Origin of the sequence: Sphingobacterium anhuiense, from assembly GCF_042686355.1 — a bacterium.
Lineage (GTDB): Bacteria > Bacteroidota > Bacteroidia > Sphingobacteriales > Sphingobacteriaceae > Sphingobacterium > Sphingobacterium anhuiense.
The window spans coordinates 126,039-147,490 of the sequence record NZ_JBHUPE010000002.1; the positions used below are offsets into that span (position 1 = coordinate 126,039).

The following is a 21,452-nucleotide window of genomic DNA, read 5'->3' on the forward strand; positions in this document are numbered from 1 at the left end:
CTAATTGTTGGAAATAAGTAGAAAATAAGGCTGGGAAACGAATTTTAATAACCGAAGTGGTGAGATTAAAAAAACGATGACATATTATCGATAGGTATCAACTGAGCATTTAGATCACAAAGACTTTACATATTATAACTATAAACAATGAGCAAAATACTTGTAACAGGCGGAACAGGATATATTGGTTCGCATACAGTTGTTGAATTACATAATGCAGGCTATACACCGGTTATCGTTGACAACTTATCTAATTCTAGCATCAAAATGTTAGATCAAATTGAAAAAATCATCGGTATAAAGCCTGAGTTTCATCAGTTTGATCTATGTGATGACACCAAAGTTTTAGAATTTGTTAAAAACAATCCAGATATCAACGGTATCATTCATTTTGCGGCATCTAAAGCAGTAGGTGAGTCCGTTCAGAATCCATTAAAATATTATCACAACAACTTCTTTTCCCTAATCAATCTTTTAGAAGCTTATCGTGAAAAGCCGATAAACTTTGTCTTCTCTTCCAGTTGTACAGTTTATGGAGAACCTGATTACTTACCTGTTGACGAGGCTGCCCCAGTAAAAAAAGCAACTTCTCCATATGGTAACACCAAACAGATTGCAGAAGAAATATTAGAAGAAACTGCAAATGCATATGACAATTTTAATATTATTGCATTACGTTATTTCAATCCTGTAGGAGCACATGAGTCAGCATTAATTGGCGAATTACCATTAGGAGTTCCTCAAAATCTTCTCCCATTCATTACCCAAACAGCTATAGGAAAACGCGATAAATTGACTGTTTTTGGAAATGACTTCGATACAAAGGACGGTTTCTGTGTACGTGACTTTATCCATGTTGTAGATTTAGCAAAAGCACACGTTGCAGCAATCAAATTATTGGAAAAAGGAAATCCTAAAGGAAAGTACGATGTATTTAATGTAGGCACAGGAAATGGATATTCTGTTTTAGAAGCTATAAAAGCTTTTGAAGAAGCTTCAGGCCAAAAACTAAACTATGTCGTAGGACCACGTCGTGAAGGCGATATCGTCAAGGTATATGGCGATGTCACAAAATCAACCAATGAGTTAAACTGGAAAGCACAATTAGGCATCTTCGAAATGATGGATAGCGCTTGGAAGTGGGAGAAATACCTGCAGGAAAATCCAATCGATTAAAAAAATAAAAGGAGTTAACGTTTAGTGTTAACTCCTTTTATTTTTTATCCATAAACAGATATTTGACTTTGAAAGTGGAGATCACCTATGACAGCGCTACGATTTTAAATTCGAAGACAATACGGTGTAACGGTCTTCCCCTATTTTCTTCTTCAATCTCTGTTTAGCTTTCTTCACAGCATCCTCAGTCACGCCCAATAAATTAGATATCTCGTTATTTTTTAAGCCTAACTTACCTAAAAATATGAATCTCAGATTTGATTCAGTCAATTCTGGAAATTTTCTAAGGATATCATTGTAAAAAAGCGGATACTCCTTCACAAAAGCTTCCTTAAATAAACTCCATTTATCTTCAGTCATTAAATGGGATTCCAACAATGCTTGTAGTTGCCCCCTTTCATTCTCAATAACAGAAAAAGAAGTTTGTTTTACAGTTTCTATTTCATCTTTCAAATTAGCGATATACTCATTCTTCTCTTTTAGATATATAGTAAAAGAAGATAAATTATTATTTGCTTCCATTAGCTTTTGGTCAGACAAATACTTTTCCATCTGCAGGCCTAATACACGCCTCTCATAGATAATTCTACGCACCTTCAGTTTTCTGTTAAAAAGAAAATACAAACTTATCGATAACGCCAATAATAATACAACAACAATACTGTACGCTCTCTTTTTAAACAATTCTTTCTCGAATTGTTCTTTGCCCAGTTCTATTCTATGAATATATTTCTGTTTATCCGCCAGCCATTTTAATTGTTGCAGTTTCTCATCGCTATTCCACAGCTGTAAGCTATCATTAATCTGAATCAGTCTCCTCCTGGCTAAAAGTTCGCTATGGTCATCCTGCCGCTTTACAGCAATTTGTAAACTAACTTCCGTAATCTCCTTTTCAGATTTTTTCAGATACACTTTTTGAGTAGCGTAATTACTAGCTCGCTTGATCGCGTTCTCAGCGAGGTCTAATTTACCCTGATCGACATAAATCCGAGCCAATAAGATATAAGCGTACATGGTATTCTGATTACTACTATTGCGCTCAGAATAAACAAGGTCTTCCAATACTAAATCGACTGCTTTTCCGAAATCCCCTTTCCCCCGATAAATGAGTGCCTGATTACCAAGTGCCTTACCCAATCGAACTTCGTCACCATTAAGTTTAGACAGTGACTCCACTTCTTTAAAATAACGAAATGCTGTTACAGTATCTGCCAATTTCAGATATGCCGTACCTAATGCATCAAGGATACTTCCCATTTCTCTGGATTGAGGTGCTGCATGTTTACGGGCAAGATTTAGATATTCCATATTAGCCTCAGCATCACCGATACTACCAAAAAAATAAGCCATATTACGTAGGGAAATATCAGGATTAGGAAGTTTTTTCAGAGATATCTGAGGCAGTAAGTCGCGTAGACCTAAGAAAACTGGAAATGCGTCCGTATAATTATGCAAATCATACAGATAAAACCCATAATTGACTTTTGTCCAAAATTCAAGTTCTTTATCTTTGCTATTTTTTGCTTTTTTTATCGCAGTTAAATACAGATTTGTACTTCTAGCATTGGCCGAATCATAAACATTGGCAAATCCTCTTGCAAGCATATTATCGTATGCAATGAGCAAGGACTCATCATCATATATCTTCGAATAAGAAATGATAGGCTTTAAAAAATTTTTTAAAGCAATAGTATCAGTCCCAAAATCCCGCTCTTGTTTGATTAAATATTCAATCCGACTCTTACTGGAAAACAAATCCTCAAGCTTAATAGAATCCGCAAAAGCCGTATTCGCAAAAACTAACGTACAGAAAAATATATTTAGCAGTTTCAAATCAATGGAAGATTATTAGGATGTAGGTATTTATCTACAAATATAAATAATTTTAGATGTAGTACGTCAAGAAGGTCTATTAAAATAATGTTATTAAAATTTTGATTTTATAGTAACATCAGGATGAACAATTAACCAACCGCTTTTTAAGGAAGGGCATACATCGTCGTTACTAATTTTAAAAATCATTAATTTTCACCTATCTTTAAATCATGTCAATTCATCAAGATCCCGAATTAAAAAAAGCTGTACTTAACCTTCCCTTAAAGGAAAAAGACAAGTTATTACTCCGATTGATTAGTAAAGATAAAATGCTAATCAAACAACTACATTTTCAGCTTTTAGAAGATGAATCTGACTTAGAACAGCGCATTGAACATCTGAGAAAACAGCTACAGAAACTTTTTGACATAGGTGAATCACAAGTGTACAATACGCCAAGTATGAGTAATTTCGTAGGATTAAGCAAATTGGTAAAACAAGCCAGCGGCATGGTTAACGAGCACGAAAAAATTACAAAAGATAAATTGAGTGAAGTAGAATTTCGTATTTACATTTTAGAAAGAGCCATCATGATGTACCCATCGTTATTTGGTTCATCTTACCAATCTGCCGCACATAAACTTCAAAAATATATAGCTGGCAGAATAAAACATGCTGTGTCAAAATATGAAAAAATTCATGAGGACCATCAGTTTGACTATAGAGAGCATTTCCAAGAAATACTTGATGCAGCAAATGCTACAGCATTAAAAGACTATATAAAAGTATTAAATGTAAATACAAACTTATAATACAGTTTTACAACACCGTCCAGTACCAATGACAATGTGACCTTACTAATTTTTTTGGTTATTTATAGCAGATAGCAAAAGCTTATTTTGTAACAACCCATCATTTTAACTAAATTCGCAATATTCCAAATTAGTGAACGCGTGGGAATTAAAGAAATTATAGAAAAATACGGTCAAAGTGAGTTGACACAAACTTTGACAAAAGCGATACAAGCTAAAAATCCAAAAGTCCATTTAAGAGGCCTTATCGGTTCATCTGATGCCGTTGTTGCAGTAGCGAGTTATACCCTACAAGAACGCCCCTACCTCTTTATCCTTCCAACACATGAAGATGCATCTTATTTCTTAAGTGATCTGGAAAGCCTTCTGGATAAACAGGTATTATTTTTTCCCGCCTCCTACCGTAAACCTTTTGATTTTACACAACTTGATGCAACACATGTTTTACAACGCGCAGAAACATTAAATGTACTAAATCATACTTCCGAATTACCAAAAATGGTTGTTACATACCCAGAAGCAATTGCTGAAAAGGTAATTAATAGAAGTGATCTGGAGAAAAACACGTTAGAAATAACCGAAAACACCAAATTAAGTATAGACTTTATCAATGAGTTTCTATTTGAATACGATTTCGACCGTGTAGATTTTGTTTACGAGCCTGGACAGTACGCCATTCGAGGAGGAATTGTCGATATATTCTCTTTCTCTAATGATCTTCCCTACCGAATAGAATTTTTTGGAGATGACATTGAAAGCATTCGAACATTTGAGATTGAATCCCAACTGTCTGTATCAAAAATTCATAAAGTAACCATCGTCCCCAATGTGCAGGCTAAATTCTTAAGTGCGCAAAATATTTCCCTTTTGGAGTATATTGACAAAGATGCAGTTGTTTGGATAAAAGATGTTCAGTTCACATTGGATACGATAAAAGATGGAAATAAAAAAGCAACCGAGTTTTGGAATGCTTTATCAGAAAAAGAAAAGAAAGACAATTCAGAGTGGATAAATCCCGCCTATGGATTCTCTGACGAAAAGAATTTCAATGCACTCCTTTTTGATTTCCCAATCGTCGAATTCGGAAAACAATTCTTCTATAAAGCCGAAACGACAATCAAATTTGATATCCACCCACAACCCTCATTCAATAAAGATTTCAATCTATTGATCCATAATTTTAAAGAGAATGAGAAAAATAAAATCGAAAATTTAATCTTCTCAGATTCGCCTAAACAAATAGAGCGGATATATAAAATCTTAGAAGATCTCGACAAAACAGTTACCTTTATTCCTGTCCATAAAGGATTCAGAGAAGGATTTAGGGACGATGATGTCAAATTAGCCTGCTATACAGATCATCAAATTTTTGATCGATATTATAAGTACAAGCGAAAAAAAGGTTATGAAAAAAGTCAGGCCATCACGTTAAAAGATCTGCGAGATCTTAAACCAGGTGATTATATTACCCATATCGACCATGGTGTCGGAAAGTATGCTGGACTTGAGAAAGTGGAAGTCAATGGCAAATCTCAGGAAATGATCCGATTGAGTTATGCTGACAATGACCTTCTGTACGTAAACATCAACTCCTTAAATCGGATTTCCAAGTATTCAGGAAAAGAAGGTTCTATTCCAAAAATGAATAAACTGGGAACAGATGTATGGGACAAGCTAAAGAAAACCACAAAGAAAAAAGTCAAGGACATTGCCCGAGACTTGATCATGCTCTATGCGAAACGTAAAGCACAGACCGGTACGGCCTTTAGTCCGGATTCTTATTTACAGAATGAGCTGGAAGCTTCTTTTATTTATGAAGACACACCAGATCAAGAAAAAGCTACTGCAGATGTAAAACGTGATATGGAATCGCCACATCCGATGGACCGTCTAGTATGTGGTGATGTTGGTTTTGGAAAAACGGAAATTGCTATACGAGCAGCATTTAAAGCTGTTGCAGACAGCAAGCAGGTTGCAGTACTTGTACCAACAACGATTCTTGCACATCAGCATTACCGAACTTTTACTGAACGCCTCAAAGATCTACCGTGTACCATAGATTATATCAATAGATTTAAAACAGCAAAACAAATTAAAGAAACATTGGCAAAATTAGCTGAGGGGAAAATTGATATTATCATCGGTACTCATCGCCTAGTAAGTAAGGATGTTAAATTTAAAGATCTGGGCTTGATGATCATTGATGAAGAACAAAAATTTGGAGTCTCCGTTAAAGAAAAATTAAAACTATTACGTGCCAATGTCGATTCACTGACATTAACCGCAACCCCTATACCCCGTACATTACACTTTTCGCTGATGGGGGCGCGAGATTTGAGTTTAATCAACACGCCACCCCCCAATCGTCAACCTGTTCAAACAGAATTGCATGTATTCAATGAAAAATTGATACAGGAAGCAGTATCCTTTGAACTGGAACGCGGTGGACAAGTGTTCTTTATTCACAACCGTGTTGCCGATCTTAAGCAACTAGGTGCTATGATTCAAAAATTAGTCCCTAATGCACGCGTAGGTATAGCGCATGGACAGCTTGAAGGTGATGATCTCGAAGATGTTATGCTTAAGTTTATCAATCACGATTTTGATGTATTGGTTGCCACAACCATTATCGAAGCCGGATTGGATATTCCCAATGCCAATACCATCATCATTAACCATGCGCATATGTTTGGTCTAAGCGATCTTCATCAGATGCGTGGACGTGTAGGTCGCTCAAATAAAAAATCATTCTGTTACCTACTTAGCCCTCCATTATCGACACTTACTCCAGAGGCTTATAAACGATTATCAGCAATCGAAGAGTTTTCAGAATTAGGGGCAGGATTTAATGTCGCTATGCGCGATCTTGATATTCGTGGCTCAGGAAATTTATTAGGTGGAGAACAATCTGGGTTTATTGCCGAAATTGGTTTTGAGATGTATCATAAAATTCTTGATGAAGCAATTCAGGAATTAAAAGAAGACGAATTCTCAGATGTCTTTGCCGATGATAAAGACCACAAATATGTCTCCTTTACGCAGATCGACACCGATATGGAAGTATTGATACCTGATGAATATGTAACCAATATTAGTGAGCGATATAACCTATATACGGAAATATCGAAACTCGAAAATGAAGACCAACTGACAGATTTCGCAGTATCATTAGAAGACCGATTCGGTCCGATACCACATGAAGTCTTTGAATTGTTTAATACTTTACGCCTACAATGGTTTGGAAAGCAGATTGGATTTGAAAAAATATCCTACAAGAAAAACACTTTAAAAGGATATTTCGTTAACAATCCAAAATCAACTTATTTCGAATCGGATCAATTTGGAAGAGTGCTTGCTTTTGTTCAGCAGCACCCAGAGATTAGTAATTTAAAAGAAATCAAAAAGCAACTTAGGCTGGCTTTAAGTAATGTGAATAGTATTAGTTATGCTTTAAAGCTTTTAAAAGAAATGGTATAATAGCATTTGCCATATGAGTACACGATCTAAAAAAAGGTATCTATCATTAAATAGAAACCTTTTTTTTGATTATTGATTACAAAACAGATGTACCATCATCTGTTTTCACCTGTATTACGGTCAATTCCTTACCAAATTTCGCGAAATATTCTGGTGAGATCTTCTCGATAAGTGCGGCAACAAAATTATTTTTCACAAGATTAATCGTGCAGCCACCAAAACCACCCCCCATTTGTCTTGCCCCCAGCACCTCAGGAAACTGTTTGATAAAATCCACCAAATAATCTGACTCAGCACAGCTCACTTCATATTCTTGACTCAAACCATGATGTGACTCCAATAGATTTTGTCCTAATGCTTTTAAATTACCAGCTTTCAGATGCTCACATGCCTCATGCACGCGTTCGCTTTCTTCAACGACAAAACGTGTTTTTGTATATACTTCAGCATCTCTATCTTTCACCATTTCATCCAACATCGAAACCGACACATCACGCATATTGACAACCTCAGGATATTTTTCCTTAACCCAATCAATAGCTTGCTTGCATTGTTCCACACGCTTGTTATACGCAGTATCTCCTAATGCATGTTTTACATTTGTATTCAGTAAAATGATTGTATAACCATCCAATATCAGAGGAACATATTCATATTCTAAAGAACGGCAATCGAGCTTTAATACCTGATCCTTTTTACCAAACGTAGAAGCAAACTGATCCATAATACCGCATTTTACTCCTGCATAAGTATGCTCGGCTAATTGTCCAATTTTTGGAATCTCCAAACGTGGAATATTTAACTCAAAAAGCTCACTTAAAGCTAAAGTCGTAGCACATTCTACAGCGGCAGAAGAAGATAGACCTGCTCCTAAGGGAACATCACCATCGATATAAAGATTAAATCCACCAACCAATAAACCCCTTTTCTGGATTTGATCAACAACCCCCAAGATATAGTTGGGCCAATGTAAATCTGTTGGTGCAATAGCATTTAAACTGATCTCGTAGACGGCCTTGTAATCTTCGGCATATAAAGAGATCAACTCATCATCTCTTTTAGATACAGCAATATATACCGCTTTATCGATAGCCGCTGGCAGCACAAACCCGTCATTATAATCGGTATGCTCTCCTATGATATTAATTCTACCTGGGGACCGTACAATAATAGGCTCAGCTTGAAAAATGGATGTAAATTTATTCTGTATAGATTCTTTAGTAATCATAAATTAAACGTTTTTATAATGAGTCGTTGAGCAGTTTCTTAATTGTTGAGCTGCAAATTCAGGCGTAATATCACGCTGTGGATTTGCCAGCATTTCATAACCTACCATAAATTTCTTAACCGTAGCAGAACGTAACAATGGTGGGTAAAAATGCATATGCCAGTGCCATTCCGGAAAGTCTCCACTATTCACCGGAGCTTGATGCATACCCGCAGAATAAGGAAATGATGTATTAAATAAGTTGTCGTAGCGTGTTGTCAACAATTTCAAAATTGAGGCCAGCTGTTCTTTCTCCTGATCTGTGAAAGCTAATATATTCTGTACAGGTCTTTTACTTACGATCATCGTCTCATACGGCCATGATGCCCAAAATGGAACTAACGCAACAAAACTGTCATTCTCTTCTATAATACGTTCATTTTTTCTCAATTCTGCTTGAACATATGCACTTAGCATGGTAACACCATGATTGTCAAAATATGTCTTTTGATTTTTCGACTCCTTCTGAAGTTCCACAGGAACATGATTTTGTGACCATATCTGACCATGTGGATGCGGGTTGCTACACCCCATTATAGCACCCTTATTTTCAAATATTTGAATATACTTTATCCACTCATGTTCAGCCAAAGCAGCAAACTCCTTTTGCCAAACATCTACTACCGCTTTGATTGCCGGAACTGACATTTCTGGAAGTGTCAGATCATGTCGTGGAGAAAAGGCGATAACTTTACAAATACCTTTTTCAGATTCCGCAATAAAAAGCTCATCTTCATTGATATCTGCCGTAGGCGTATCCTTCAAAAGTGCAGAAAAATCATTTACAAATACAAAACTCTCTTTATAATCGGGATTAACATCTCCATCAGCCCGTTCGTTCGTCGGACACAAATAACACTTCGGGTCGTATGATGGTCGTTGTTCTTGATTGTCATCTTCGACTTGTCCTTGCCATGGCCTTTTACTTCGATGTGGAGAAACGAGCACACGTTCACCAGTAAGTATATTCAACCGGGTATGAGGATCCGAATTAATTTCGAATGTTTGTTGCATGGTCTAATTTTTATTTCATAATTTTTGATCGTTAAAGATAGTAATTAGACTGTTAAGAAAATGACAATGACAATAAAAAAATAAGCACTCGATTGAGTGCTTATTTTTTTATTGTCATCAGCTAACATGTAGGAGAAGCATATTTAAATACCACATCCCTTATAAATGTTATTCTTTAATTATACGCGTGCTTTCGGATCATTCCCTTTTATAAGTTCAAAAATGGTGATCTCAGGCAATATTCCTACTCGACCCGGGTAACCTAAGAATCCATAGCCCACATTTACATAAAGTTGCTTATTGTTTTTTTCTCTATATAACCCGGCCCATTCTTTATACACATACTTTGCAGGACTCCATTGAACATTCTTAAGCCGAACACCAAACTGCATACCGTGTGTGTGCCCCGCGAACATGACGTCGATATCTGTATCTAGCACCTGAGCCCGCCAGTGCGAAGGATCGTGGGAAAGAAGTAATTTAACAGACTGTTCTTCTGTACCCAACAAAGCTTTTTGCAAATCGCCGTGCTTAGGGAATCGGCCGGTACCCCAGTTCTGTACACCAACAATAGCCAATTCTTCATTGTTAACTTTCAAAATCCGATTCTCATCATTCAAAAGATCCCAGCCCATTACTTTATGTGTCTCAATCAAGTCCTGAAGATTTTTTCTTTTAGCCGCTGAATCCTCTTTCCCAAAATAATAATCACCATAATCATGATTTCCTAAACTTGAGAACACACCTAAATCAGCCTTTACCCTTGAAAATATATCTTGATAATCGCGCATTTCTGAAGCGACATTATTAACTAAATCACCAGTAAAAAAAATAGCATCTGGTTTTTCATTCAGTAATAAGTCAACTCCACCATTTACGGCTTTTCTATTATAAAAAGAACCCGAATGCACATCAGAAATTTGTCCAATCTTCATCCCGTGAAAAGCTGCCGGCAAATTTGGCAAGTATAACTTTTGACGACGCACACGATAATCATACGCTCCCGAAATAATTCCCCAGCTTAAAGGCACCAATGGCGACGCACCAACCAAAATCCCCGCCTTTGTTAAGAAATCTGACCTTGTGATCCCTTTAACTGGCTCTTCAGCTATTGGCATTTCCAACACATTGACCGCTTGTTTGATCGTTTTTTTCGGGGTCAACAGTCTCGTTAGCCAAAGTCCTCCTCTCCTCAAATCATCCAGAATGAGAACAAAGAAAAAGAAGAATTTAGAAGCTGCTGTGAGAAAAAAAGCTACTAAAAAAACGGAACGAACTAGTAGTGGAATATTAAATTTAAAGGAAATGATAACTCCTAGAGAAAGCAAAATTGAATAACCCCACCAAAGAATCCCAAAAGTTTTAGTCTTTGCAAACTTGATCTTTGTTGCCTTTAATGCAAAAAAGATATAAAAGTCCAATAGAAGAAGTACAATTACATTTACTATTAACATCGTATTTTTAAGTTAGTATTAAGCATTCAAAGCCAAGTGCTTCAATGCTTCAATCCACTTAGGATCACCGTTTAGACTTTCAACCAATTGAACCTCTTCACCTCCCAAATGCTTAAACTCATTAGCATATTCCACGCCAATTTCATCTATTGTTTCAATACAATCGGCAACAAATGCTGGACTAAATACCAATAATTTCTTCTTGCCTTTTTGTGCCAAGTCCTCTAATAAACTTGACGTATAAGGTTGAATCCAAGGTTCTTTGCCTAATCTCGATTGAAAACAGATGCTATATTGTTCCTTTTCAAGACCTAATTCTTGCGCAATTGCTCTTGTAGTTGCATGACATTGTGACAGATAACAAAAAGAATTGACCGTATTTTTACACGAATCACAACCATCTTCCGGACAACTTAACTGCCTGGTTGGATCAACTTTCCCCAATTGACGTACAGGAAGCCCGTGATAACTAAATACAATATGGTCAAAATGAGCAATATCATGCTGTCTTGCATGATCTGCAAAGGTTTCAATCATGAGTGGCTCTTGACAATAACTACTTACAAAACTCATATTCGGTAAATAATTCCATTTACGAATCAGTTCCATCACGCGGTCAATAACAGATCCACTGGTCGCAGATGCATATTGCGGAAATAAAGGAATAACACGAATCGAATCCAGAAGCATTCCCTCCATATTTTTCAAAGCATTTTCAATAGAAGGATTCTGGTAACGCATGGCCAATTCGACATGATAATCCTCCCCTAAAGACTTCTGCAAGAGATCACGCTGTATAATGCTGTAATGCATCAAAGGAGAACCTGTTTCCTTATCCCAGATTGTTTCATAAATTTTAGCAGACTTCGGAGCGCGCGTAGGAGCTATGATTCCCCTAACTAAAAGTGTTCTATTGATATATGGAATATCAATTACCCTTCCGTCCATTAAAAATTCTGTTAAATATTTTCTTACATCTGATGTGGCAGGACTATCCGGAGTCCCCAGTTGAACTAATAAAATTCCTTTGGTAGCTTTCTTACTCATTTGAAACAAAAGTATGAAAATTAGATCGTAGATATTGCTATCTACGACAATATGAAATATTTATGACGCGTAATTGTGAGGTTATATTGCTTCTAAGTAAGCTTTGACTTCTTTCATCAGCCACATAGGTGTTGAGGTCGCTCCACAAATACCCACACGATCGCCTTCTTTGAAAACTGTTACATCAATCTCTCCAACTTCTGAAACAAAATAAGTATCAGGATTTTCTTTTAAGCAAACTTCAAAAAGAACTTTACCATTGGAAGATTTTTTACCCGAAACAAAAACAATTTTGTCATACATCTTGGCGAAGTGTACCAGATCTTCGTAACGATTAGAAACTTGGCGACAAATTGTATCGTTTGCTTTTACTTCATAGCCTCTCTTAATCAACTCATCTTTGATCTGATAAAACTTATCTACACTCTTCGTCGTTTGGCTATAAAGTGTAAAGGATGCTGGCAAGTCGGCATCATCCAGCTCAGCAATATCCTGAAAAACTAAAGCTTCATCATTAGTTTGTCCCTGCAAACCAACAACCTCAGCATGGCCATGCTTCCCAAAGATGAGGATCTTCTCATCCTGATCAAAAGAAGTTTTAATTCTATTTTGCAACTTAAGAACAACGGGGCACGATGCATCAATTAGCGTAATATTATTCTCTAGAGCGATCTTATAAGTTTCTGGAGCTTCACCATGTGCACGGATAAGGACTTTTTCATGTTGTAAAGTGGGAAGAACATCATGAGCAATGATCCGCAAACCCTTTGCTTTTAGTCGAGCAACTTCTTCATCATTATGTACAATATCGCCTAGACAGTACAAATAACCATCTTCCTCAAGAATTTCCTCAGCCATGTCTATTGCATAGACTACACCAAAGCAAAAACCGGAATCCTTATCAATATCAACTGTTAGATTTAATGCCATAATAGTACAAAGTTAATCATTTCTAGACACGCAAAGAAAATACTTTTTATCAAAGAAAAAGTTACATAAAAATAGTCGTAATGATAATATAATATGCTTATCTTTCAGTTATTGGTGGAAATCATTACTTTTGCAAAAAAAATAACATTAATGGCAACTAACAGAACTTTTACGATGATCAAACCAGATGCAGTAGCAAATGGTCACATCGGCGCTATTTTGAATGATATTATTGCTGGTGGTTTCAAAATCGTAGCAATGAAATATATTCAATTGACTACAGAAACAGCGGGTGCTTTTTACGCAGTACACAGCGCGCGTCCTTTCTACGGAGAATTAGTAAACTTTATGACTTCAGGTCCTATTGTTGCTGTTATCTTGGAGAAAGAAAATGCAATTGAAGATTTCCGTACTTTAATCGGTGCTACTAACCCTGCTGAAGCTGCAGAAGGTACCATCCGTAACAAATATGCAAAATCTATCGATGCTAATGCGGTTCATGGTTCTGATTCAGATGAAAACGCTCAAATCGAAGGTGCATTTTTCTTTTCTCAATTCGAGAGATTTTAGTCTTAATCAAATCATATAAAAAAGGCTTGCAATAGTATTATTGCAAGCCTTTTTTATATCTAAAAATCTCGTTTCCCAAGATACTCATTCTCTTTAGCCGTCATCAAGGTTTTATCTTCGGGTTTTTTATCATGGTATCCACATAAATGTAATACGCCATGCATAATCACGCGCTGTAACTCATCTCTACTATCAACTTTAAATTTAGCAGCATTTTCTGTAATACGCTCAACACTGATAAATATATCACCAGCAATCACATCATCATCTTCCGAGGAGTCAAAAGTAACAACATCTGTATAAGTATCATGATTCAAATACTGCTTATTAATTTCCAATAAATAAGCATCTGAACATAAGATAAAGCTTAGTTCACCAACACGCTTAAATCCTTCAGCCTTGATTGTATCCACAATCCACTGACGAATTTTTGCCTTTTCCTTTAATTTAAAATCAATATCTTCTACAAAGAATAGAATATCTTTTAATGCCATATTAAAATGCTTTAGTTTCCATATATGTCTGCAAGATCAAGGTTGCTGATATGGTATCCACAATACCCTTTTCTTGTCTTTTATTTTTTTTCTTACAGCTTTGAGCGATAACAGCAGCGGCCATTTTTGACGTAAACCGTTCGTCTATTTCAATAATAGGGATCAAAGGGTATGTTTTCTTTAACCGTCTTGCAAATCCTAAAATATGAATCGCAGACTCCGAATTCGTCCCGTCCATTTGCAAAGGCTTGCCCAATACAAACGTCTCCACCTGCTCTGTTTTAAAATAATCTTCTAAGAACTCCCAAATTTTATCCGGATGCACCGTCGTTAATGCTGTTGCAATTATTTGCATCGGATCTGTCACTGCAATACCGATCCTTTTTGTTCCATAATCAAAAGCCATTAATCTCATAACGATGCCTATTTTAAATATTTTGACAAAAATACGATTCTGTTTCTGTAAAATAGATTCCCTATTGATCAAAAAAAATCTATAAATTTGCTAGACTTTAAATTAAAATGAATGAAATACACCATATTAATTGGGCTTTTCTTAATTACTGTAAGTATAAAAGCAAATGCTCAAGATTACCAGGCGCTTATTCTAAAAGATCGCCAAGAAAAAGCTTTGAGTCTCTCCAAGTCAAAATTCGGTCCTTTACCGGCAGACCAGGTACAGTTTTTAGATTATTTCCCAGTAGATAAAGCATACCAAGTGACGGCGGACGTTACCTTATTAATAGGAGAAGAAACGTTCAAAATGCCCACTTACGATGGAACTAGCAACCCCTATAAACGTTATGCTATTTTAAATTTCACTTTAAACAATAAACCCTATCAACTGACAGTTTATCAAAGTGCGGCGCTATTTCAAAATCCACAATACAAAAACCACCTCTTTCTACCCTTTTTAGATTTAACAAACGGTCAGGAAAGCTATAGTGGTGGACGTTATATTGATTTATCAACGGAGGACATCATAAATGGCAAAGCAACTATAGATTTTAATACCGCTTACAACCCTTACTGTGCGTACAGCAATGGCTATCGCTGCCCTGTACCACCTCAAGAAAACATTTTAGAGACAAAGATTATGGCAGGAGAAAAAGCTTTTCATAAACAAAAAAACGAAAGACCAGTAGATATTCAGGCAGGACAAAATTTTAGCGCAGATGATCTTAAGATCATCAATAATGGTACAGAAACAGAAAAATTACGTGTGCTACAAATTACAAATGAGAAAGATCTGACTGTATTAACGACCACTTCTGTTGACCTTAAATTTGATGACCCATCGATCGCAATCTTAGAAAAAAGAATGTTTAGCACAGTCCAAGATCCAGAGCATGCTGGCGTTGGCATCGCGGCCCCGCAAATAGGAATAAATAAAAACTTAATTGTTGTACAACGATTTGATAAAGTAGGTGAACCTTTTGAAAGTTACATTAACCCTAAAATTATTTGGCGATCAAAATTCATCAGAAAGGGAGTTGAAGGATGCTTATCAATACCTGATCGTCGGGAAGAGGTACTTCGCAGTAATACCATCCGCTTACAATATATTAGTAAAGAAGGCAAAATAAAGGAGGAAAATATTGAGGGGTTTACTGCCGTTATTTTTCAGCATGAAGTAGACCATTTATATGGAATACTTTACCCAGACCGTGTGGAAGAGGCTCAAAAAGAAGAATTTGAACCCCTAAGTGATAAAATGCAGTTTTATATTAAGCCAAATACGTTACGCCCTTAATAAAAAAATGGATCGCTATGGATGTTATTAAAAATATCCATAGCGATCCATTGTTACTTGAGCATCACCGATTGGCATACAATCATAAATTTCTCCTTTACCATCGAGATCTGCTTGATAAAAGAAAAATATTTTGCAAAATGAATTAATTCAATAGCTATGACTTATTATCCCTAGCTATTAATTCAAACGATCTAAGTCCTGTTAGAAAAGGCAATGACCCTATAGCAACAAATACATTTCCTACCACCTGTATTTGGTAAAGCGTAAACAAATGACCTCCCTTCATGGCAGTTGAAACAACTTACTATCTAATAGGGATCATCTTATAATTTCCTTAAGTTTTTATAGTGTGATAATAGAGGGTTTGTAGAGGGTTCATAGAGGTAAAGCTCTATAAATCCTCTACAAACCCTGCCTTTAGGCTATTAAATATTCCTACTAAAATCTAACAAGATTCAAAGGTGTCTCTCATAAGATTCCCAGCAAATCTATATGTCTATCTAAGGGAGGTAATGCGTCCAAAACTTAAGACAAAAAAAAAGAGCATAAAATCTATTTATGCTCTTTTTTCAATCTTCATCGCATCAAAGCTACTGATTGAAAATAGATATTTTTTAATGTGACAAGGTAGGTAGCCTAACGGGCGATCATCTTGATTTCAAATAAAGTATTCCAAAGTTTTCCAGTGACAAACAATCTTTTACCTGCTTGATCATAGGCGATACCATTCAACTCATTATCGTATTGTGCATGCTGATAGATCCCAACTAAATTAATTCGACCTTCTACGATTCCAGTTTCAGGATTTATAATAGCAATAATATCCTTTTCATATACATTCGCATACACTTTACCATCAATATACTCCAGTTCATTTAGAAAATTCACCTGACCATTTTCGTCATAAACATCAACAGAACTCATTTCTTGCTGTGTATTCGGATCTAAAAAATATAATTTATTGGATCCATCAGACTTAATTAATCTTTTGCCATCGTAGGTTAAGCCCCAACCTTCTTTACTATCCTTATAAGGAAAAGTTTTCTCCAGTTCAAAACTTGATTTATTAAGAACAAAACCTTCCATATTTTTCCATGTCAACATCACGATTTTATCTCCCATGATGGTCATTCCTTCACCAAAATATTTTTCTGAATCAAACTCTTTTTTCTGTAGCACTTTACCCGTTTTTAAGTCAACGCGTCTCAAGGAGGTAAGTGTACCTCCGCCACTACCTGTTGACTCATACAAAAACCCATTTTCATATTGTAACCCTTGGGTAAATGCTGTCGTATCATGTGGAAATTTATTGACAATTTCGAACCCATATTCTTTTGGAGCTGGTGGTACAATAGTGATGTATGCGTTTGCACTATCAATACTTGTTCCTTGATATACCTTTGCAGAAATATTGCGTGTACCCAAGGCTAAGTTCTTACTGTCTACCTGCACTGCAGAAGTATCTTTTCCAGAAGCAACCATCTTATCATCGATATAATATACAACCGAGTCCAGATCAGGTGAATTAAATTTGAGCTGAAATTGAATTGGATCACCTAGCTGAATTGATTGGCTAGCATCGGGTTTAGCAAACTCCAGTTTACCTGACTTCTTCGTTTTACAGGCACTTAAACCAAGTACTAAACCTAAGAGGATATAGGTTGTTTTTTTCATATTAAATCTACTTTTATTCATTCCAAAACGCATCTTTGATGTGTTCTAATTGTATGTTATCTTTATCTGTGATGAGAACTGATATAATGTCAAAGCGAATTTCTCCAGTCACATCATATTTTTTCAAATATACATCTGCAGCTCTTGTCAATTTTCGTTTCTTCTGCCAGTCAACAAACTCAAACGGTTCTCCGTAATCAAGCTTACGACGAGTTTTTACCTCAACAAAAACTAAAATACCGGCATCTCTGACTATCAAATCTACTTCTAAATTCTTATATCGCCAATTTCTTAACAAAATTTCACACCCTAAATCCTGCAGAAATTTTTCCGCATAAGACTCTCCTAATTTGCCGAATTCAAGATGCTTGGCCATACTTTACTTGACTACGGTATTTCCGAGTAATCCTCCTAACATCTTCTCGGCATCTTTAAGTTTTTGATATTTGAAAATTAAAACTTCGACATTCGCGTCATCCTTTTCCGTCTTTAGCTCTTCACGGATCTTGACCATTTCACGGGTTATTTTACGTTTTTTGATACGGTAAATCGAAGTGACAACAAGCACTTTTAAATGCTCATATTCTTGAGTTACATAGATTTTACGTTTATCATCATTCCAGTTTTCACTCAGATTGTACTTGGACGCAACACAGTTAATAGCAAGCTCAGCAACAGCAGCGTCTTGATTAGAGTAAAACTGCTTAGCCTCCGGTATTTCAAATTTTTCAACCGCCTCACGATAAACATTTAAGATAAAAGCTGCGGCCTTGTCCTCAAAATTGACATCAGCGATATTACTTAGTAAAACCCCTGCTACTGGTATATCTCCGTCCCCTTCCCAGGTCGCCAGATAGTCGCCATAATTGATAAGAATCCGTATAATTTCACGTTCTTGAAGTATTTCTGAAGTAATCTGCTGCGCAGATGTCTCTGGTGCCAGCGGCGCGGCACCACCTCTTTCTTCATCGGTCATGAAAAAATCTGCAGGAGGTCCATCCATTGGTGGAGCCCCTGCCCCCATAACCGGAGTACTCTTCTTACCGAAATCCTTATCTGCTTTCTTAGATTTTGAAATTCGGATCTTATTTAATTCTGAAAGTAAGATTCGCTCTTCAATATCCAATAAATTACTGCACTCCCGTATAAAAACTGAAACTTTAATTTCATCCGGAATCAATGCGATACTCTCAACGACATCACGGATCACCTCTGCCCTTTTTATCGGATCATTATTGGTATCGCGAAGTAAAATTCTAGTTTTATAAAAAATAAAATCTTGTTGATTCTCTTTGATATAGGACTTAAATACGGAAGAACCATAAGTCTTTACATACGAATCGGGATCATTACCATCTGGGAAAAGCAAAATCTTAACATTCAAACCTTCCTCCAGCAACATATCCGTTCCCCGAAGAGAAGCTTTAATTCCAGCTTCATCTCCATCATAAAGAATTGTTACATTTTTTGTGAAGCGCGCAATAAGTCGAATCTGTGCTGTCGTCAATGATGTACCTGATGAAGATACCACATTTTCTACACCTGCTTGATGGGTAGATATTACATCTGCATATCCTTCTACCAAATAGCAGTTATCCTCCTCCATGATTGCTTTTTTCGCAAAATTGAGTCCATAAAGCACATCTGACTTATGGTAGATATCACTCTCTGGTGAGTTTACATATTTGGGAACTTTCTTATCTGTCTTTAATGTCCTTCCTCCGAAACCGATTACTCTTCCAGTCAAATTATGGATAGGAAACATAACACGTCCGCGGAAACGATCGTATAAGCTTTTATCATCGCGCTCGATCGCGAGCCCAATTTCCTTCAGATAGTCAGGATGAAAACCCGCTTTGGTCGCTGCATCAACAAGTGCAGTCCAATTATCGGGGGAATAGCCCAATTCAAATTTTTTAATGATATCTTCCCGATAGCCACGTTCCTTAAAGTAGTGCAGGCCAATAACCTGCCCCATCTCTGTGGTCCACATTTCATCTTTGAAAAATTTACTGGCCCATGCACTCAACACATATAAACTTTCTCTCTTATCTTGAGCCGCTAACTGTGCTGGCGAGCGTTCAACCTCTTCAACCTCTATACTGTATTTATTAGCGAGGTATTTAATGCCTTCCGGATAAGAAAATTTCTCCAGTTCCATCACGAACTTCAACGAATCTCCTCCAACCCCGCATCCAAAACATTTATAGATTCCTTTGGAAACAGAAACGTGAAAAGATGGCGTCTTCTCATGATGAAAAGGACAGTTACCAATAAGCGATGTACCCCTCTTTTTCAAGTCTACAAAATCACCTACAACCTCCTCTATTCGAGCAGCATCCAACACCTTATCTATTATCTCTTGCTTGATCAATTTCGTATCCTTTTATAATCAGTAAATTTAATAAATATATAAGCAATTACAACATCAAATTCATCGGCATTCCTGCTATCCAAACTAAATATTTTACTATTTTTGCAATACCATAAGAATGCTGAAATAGAAAGCTATGTCATTTAATATCAAAAAAATCTGTTGTATCGGTGCTGGATATGTAGGCGGACCGACGATGTCTGTTGTTGCTCAACAATGTCCTCATATCCAAATCACCATTGTTGATGTCAATGTCGAACGTATTGCGGCCTGGAATGACGAAAATTTGGATAACCTTCCGGTCTACGAACCAGGGCTAACACAGATTGTCGCTGAGGCAAGAGGTCGTAATCTATTTTTCTCTACTGATGTCGATAAAGCTGTAGATGAAGCAGATATGATTTTTATTTCTGTCAATACCCCTACCAAAAACTACGGAAAAGGAAAAGGGATGGCTGCTGATCTCAAATACATTGAATTATGTGCGAGACAAATTGCTTCTGTTGCAAAAACAGATAAGATTATTGTCGAAAAATCTACTTTACCTGTGCGTACTGCAGCAGCATTAAAAAGTATTCTCGACCATACAGGCAATGGTGTTAATTTTCATATCCTATCCAATCCAGAATTTTTAGCCGAAGGTACTGCTATTCAAGACTTATTAGCCCCGGACCGCGTGTTAATTGGTGGAGAAAATCAAGAAGCAATTGATACGCTCGTAAAAATTTACCAAAATTGGGTTCCTGACACTAACATTTTGACGACTAACTTATGGTCTTCGGAATTATCTAAATTGACGGCAAATGCCTTTTTGGCACAACGCGTTTCATCGATAAATTCGATCTCTGAACTCTGCGAAAAAACAGGTGCCAATGTAGATGAAGTTTCTAAAGCAATTGGCATGGATACCCGTATTGGTTCAAAATTTTTAAAGGCATCTGTTGGGTTTGGCGGTTCCTGTTTTCAAAAGGATATTTTAAACCTTGTGTATATTGCAAGAAGTTATGGTCTGAATGAAGTCGCAGATTATTGGGATCAGGTCATCATCATGAATGATCACCAAAAACAGCGCTTTGCAGATAATATCATCCAAACTTTGTACAATACAGTATCAGGAAAGAAAATTACATTCTTGGGATGGGCTTTTAAAAAGGATACAAATGACACTAGAGAATCTGCAGCTATTTACGTTGCTGATTACTTATTAAGTGAACAAGCTGAAATCACGATATACGACCCTAAAGTCACAGCCGAACGTATCTACGCTGATCTCGATTATTTAAATACAAGAAGTCCTGAAGAAAATAGAGCACTTGTAAAGGTCGTAAATGATCCCATTCAGGCATGCCAAGACGCCCATGCTATTGCTGTGTTAACGGAATGGGATGAGTTTAAAAACTATGACTGGTACACCATAAAACACCAAATGAAACGACCCGCTTTTATATTTGATGGCAGAAAACTGTTAAACAGAAAGTACCTGGAAGATCTAGGATTTAAATATTATGCTATCGGCGAATAAGTCTATGCATTTCTGTAATAAAAAAAGGGTTGTTTTCAAACAACCCTTTTTTATTTACCAATTTTTTATG

General features: G+C 36.5%; 17 protein-coding genes. 6 read left to right on the forward strand and 11 right to left on the reverse strand.

Features of this window, described 5'->3' with window-relative positions:
* The first annotated feature begins 147 nt into the window (after window positions 1-147).
* A complete protein-coding gene (gene galE, locus ACFS6I_RS03785) occupies window positions 148-1,176 on the forward strand; it encodes a UDP-glucose 4-epimerase GalE (protein ID WP_021187996.1) in 1,029 nt (342 codons plus the stop codon).
* Between the two features lie 96 nt (window positions 1,177-1,272).
* Here the strand turns inward: galE and ACFS6I_RS03790 are convergent, their stop codons facing one another.
* Window positions 1,273-3,009, reverse strand: a complete 1,737-nt coding sequence (locus tag ACFS6I_RS03790) for a hypothetical protein (protein WP_208700482.1) — start codon at window positions 3,007-3,009, stop codon at window positions 1,273-1,275.
* 212 nt (window positions 3,010-3,221) lie between these two features.
* Between ACFS6I_RS03790 and ACFS6I_RS03795 the strand changes: the two genes are divergently transcribed.
* Complete coding sequence (locus tag ACFS6I_RS03795) at window positions 3,222-3,803, forward strand: hypothetical protein (RefSeq protein ID WP_021187994.1); 582 nt, start codon at window positions 3,222-3,224, stop codon at window positions 3,801-3,803.
* A 141-nt stretch (window positions 3,804-3,944) separates the two neighbouring features.
* Window positions 3,945-7,280, forward strand: coding sequence for a transcription-repair coupling factor (mfd, locus tag ACFS6I_RS03800; RefSeq protein ID WP_380918277.1), 3,336 nt, complete (start codon window positions 3,945-3,947; stop codon window positions 7,278-7,280).
* A gap of 76 nt (window positions 7,281-7,356) precedes the next feature.
* Here mfd and galK read toward each other — a convergent pair whose 3' ends face one another.
* The 5 genes from galK to ACFS6I_RS03825 all read right to left on the reverse strand — a co-directional run bounded on the left by galK (window position 7,357) and on the right by ACFS6I_RS03825 (window position 12,992).
* The gene (gene galK / locus ACFS6I_RS03805; RefSeq protein ID WP_232789363.1) at window positions 7,357-8,508 is read right to left on the reverse strand and encodes a galactokinase; all 1,152 of its coding nucleotides are present in this window, start codon (window positions 8,506-8,508) and stop codon (window positions 7,357-7,359) included.
* Window positions 8,509-8,511: 3 nt separating this feature from the next.
* A complete protein-coding gene (locus ACFS6I_RS03810; protein WP_183916324.1) occupies window positions 8,512-9,561 on the reverse strand; it encodes a UDP-glucose--hexose-1-phosphate uridylyltransferase in 1,050 nt (349 codons plus the stop codon).
* A gap of 179 nt (window positions 9,562-9,740) precedes the next feature.
* A complete protein-coding gene (locus ACFS6I_RS03815; protein WP_132843503.1) occupies window positions 9,741-11,015 on the reverse strand; it encodes a metallophosphoesterase in 1,275 nt (424 codons plus the stop codon).
* Between the two features lie 18 nt (window positions 11,016-11,033).
* The gene (hemH, locus tag ACFS6I_RS03820) at window positions 11,034-12,062 is read right to left on the reverse strand and encodes a ferrochelatase (protein WP_208700484.1); all 1,029 of its coding nucleotides are present in this window, start codon (window positions 12,060-12,062) and stop codon (window positions 11,034-11,036) included.
* Window positions 12,063-12,143: 81 nt separating this feature from the next.
* The gene (locus tag ACFS6I_RS03825) at window positions 12,144-12,992 is read right to left on the reverse strand and encodes a 4-hydroxy-3-methylbut-2-enyl diphosphate reductase (protein ID WP_168127916.1); all 849 of its coding nucleotides are present in this window, start codon (window positions 12,990-12,992) and stop codon (window positions 12,144-12,146) included.
* A 150-nt stretch (window positions 12,993-13,142) separates the two neighbouring features.
* Here ACFS6I_RS03825 and ACFS6I_RS03830 point away from each other — a divergent pair, with 150 nt between their 5' ends.
* A complete protein-coding gene (locus ACFS6I_RS03830) occupies window positions 13,143-13,562 on the forward strand; it encodes a nucleoside-diphosphate kinase (protein WP_132771610.1) in 420 nt (139 codons plus the stop codon).
* Between the two features lie 59 nt (window positions 13,563-13,621).
* Here the strand turns inward: ACFS6I_RS03830 and ybeY are convergent, their stop codons facing one another.
* A complete protein-coding gene (gene ybeY, locus ACFS6I_RS03835) occupies window positions 13,622-14,056 on the reverse strand; it encodes an rRNA maturation RNase YbeY (protein ID WP_021187988.1) in 435 nt (144 codons plus the stop codon).
* Window position 14,057: 1 nt separating this feature from the next.
* Window positions 14,058-14,471, reverse strand: coding sequence for a Holliday junction resolvase RuvX (gene ruvX / locus ACFS6I_RS03840; protein ID WP_208700486.1), 414 nt, complete (start codon window positions 14,469-14,471; stop codon window positions 14,058-14,060).
* Window positions 14,472-14,582: 111 nt separating this feature from the next.
* On the opposite strand from ruvX, the gene def reads away from it, so the two are divergent.
* Window positions 14,583-15,809: a peptide deformylase gene (gene def / locus ACFS6I_RS03845; protein ID WP_165902449.1), complete on the forward strand. Its 1,227-nt coding sequence runs from the start codon at window positions 14,583-14,585 to the stop codon at window positions 15,807-15,809.
* Window positions 15,810-16,448: 639 nt separating this feature from the next.
* Here the strand turns inward: def and ACFS6I_RS03850 are convergent.
* Genes ACFS6I_RS03850 through dnaG form a run of 3 tightly spaced genes read right to left on the reverse strand, consistent with a single transcriptional unit; the run spans window position 16,449 to window position 19,860 of the window.
* On the reverse strand, window positions 16,449-17,486 hold the full coding sequence (locus ACFS6I_RS03850; protein ID WP_183916328.1) for a glutaminyl-peptide cyclotransferase: 1,038 nt from the start codon (window positions 17,484-17,486) through the stop codon (window positions 16,449-16,451).
* Between the two features lie 13 nt (window positions 17,487-17,499).
* On the reverse strand, window positions 17,500-17,862 hold the full coding sequence (locus tag ACFS6I_RS03855; protein ID WP_132771615.1) for a YraN family protein: 363 nt from the start codon (window positions 17,860-17,862) through the stop codon (window positions 17,500-17,502).
* A gap of 3 nt (window positions 17,863-17,865) precedes the next feature.
* The gene (gene dnaG / locus ACFS6I_RS03860) at window positions 17,866-19,860 is read right to left on the reverse strand and encodes a DNA primase (protein ID WP_208700488.1); all 1,995 of its coding nucleotides are present in this window, start codon (window positions 19,858-19,860) and stop codon (window positions 17,866-17,868) included.
* 136 nt (window positions 19,861-19,996) lie between these two features.
* On the opposite strand from dnaG, the gene ACFS6I_RS03865 reads away from it, so the two are divergent.
* Window positions 19,997-21,382, forward strand: a complete 1,386-nt coding sequence (locus tag ACFS6I_RS03865) for a nucleotide sugar dehydrogenase (protein WP_380918283.1) — start codon at window positions 19,997-19,999, stop codon at window positions 21,380-21,382.
* Window positions 21,383-21,452: the final 70 nt, after the last annotated feature.

Bases quoted from the DNA above. Each gene is read 5' to 3' on its own strand.
- galE (WP_021187996.1), top strand. From the start codon at position 148: ATGAGCAAAATACTTGTAACAGGCGGAACAGGATATATTGGTTCGCAT.
- ACFS6I_RS03795 (WP_021187994.1), top strand. From the start codon at position 3,222: ATGTCAATTCATCAAGATCCCGAATTAAAAAAAGCTGTACTTAACCTT.
- galK (WP_232789363.1), bottom strand. From the start codon at position 8,508: ATGATTACTAAAGAATCTATACAGAATAAATTTACATCCATTTTTCAA.
- ACFS6I_RS03810 (WP_183916324.1), bottom strand. From the start codon at position 9,561: ATGCAACAAACATTCGAAATTAATTCGGATCCTCATACCCGGTTGAAT.
- ACFS6I_RS03815 (WP_132843503.1), bottom strand. From the start codon at position 11,015: ATGTTAATAGTAAATGTAATTGTACTTCTTCTATTGGACTTTTATATC.
- hemH (WP_208700484.1), bottom strand. From the start codon at position 12,062: ATGAGTAAGAAAGCTACCAAAGGAATTTTATTAGTTCAACTGGGGACT.
- ACFS6I_RS03825 (WP_168127916.1), bottom strand. From the start codon at position 12,992: ATGGCATTAAATCTAACAGTTGATATTGATAAGGATTCCGGTTTTTGC.
- ACFS6I_RS03830 (WP_132771610.1), top strand. From the start codon at position 13,143: ATGGCAACTAACAGAACTTTTACGATGATCAAACCAGATGCAGTAGCA.
- ybeY (WP_021187988.1), bottom strand. From the start codon at position 14,056: ATGGCATTAAAAGATATTCTATTCTTTGTAGAAGATATTGATTTTAAA.
- ruvX (WP_208700486.1), bottom strand. From the start codon at position 14,471: ATGAGATTAATGGCTTTTGATTATGGAACAAAAAGGATCGGTATTGCA.
- def (WP_165902449.1), top strand. From the start codon at position 14,583: ATGAAATACACCATATTAATTGGGCTTTTCTTAATTACTGTAAGTATA.
- ACFS6I_RS03850 (WP_183916328.1), bottom strand. From the start codon at position 17,486: ATGAAAAAAACAACCTATATCCTCTTAGGTTTAGTACTTGGTTTAAGT.
- ACFS6I_RS03855 (WP_132771615.1), bottom strand. From the start codon at position 17,862: ATGGCCAAGCATCTTGAATTCGGCAAATTAGGAGAGTCTTATGCGGAA.
- ACFS6I_RS03865 (WP_380918283.1), top strand. From the start codon at position 19,997: ATGTCATTTAATATCAAAAAAATCTGTTGTATCGGTGCTGGATATGTA.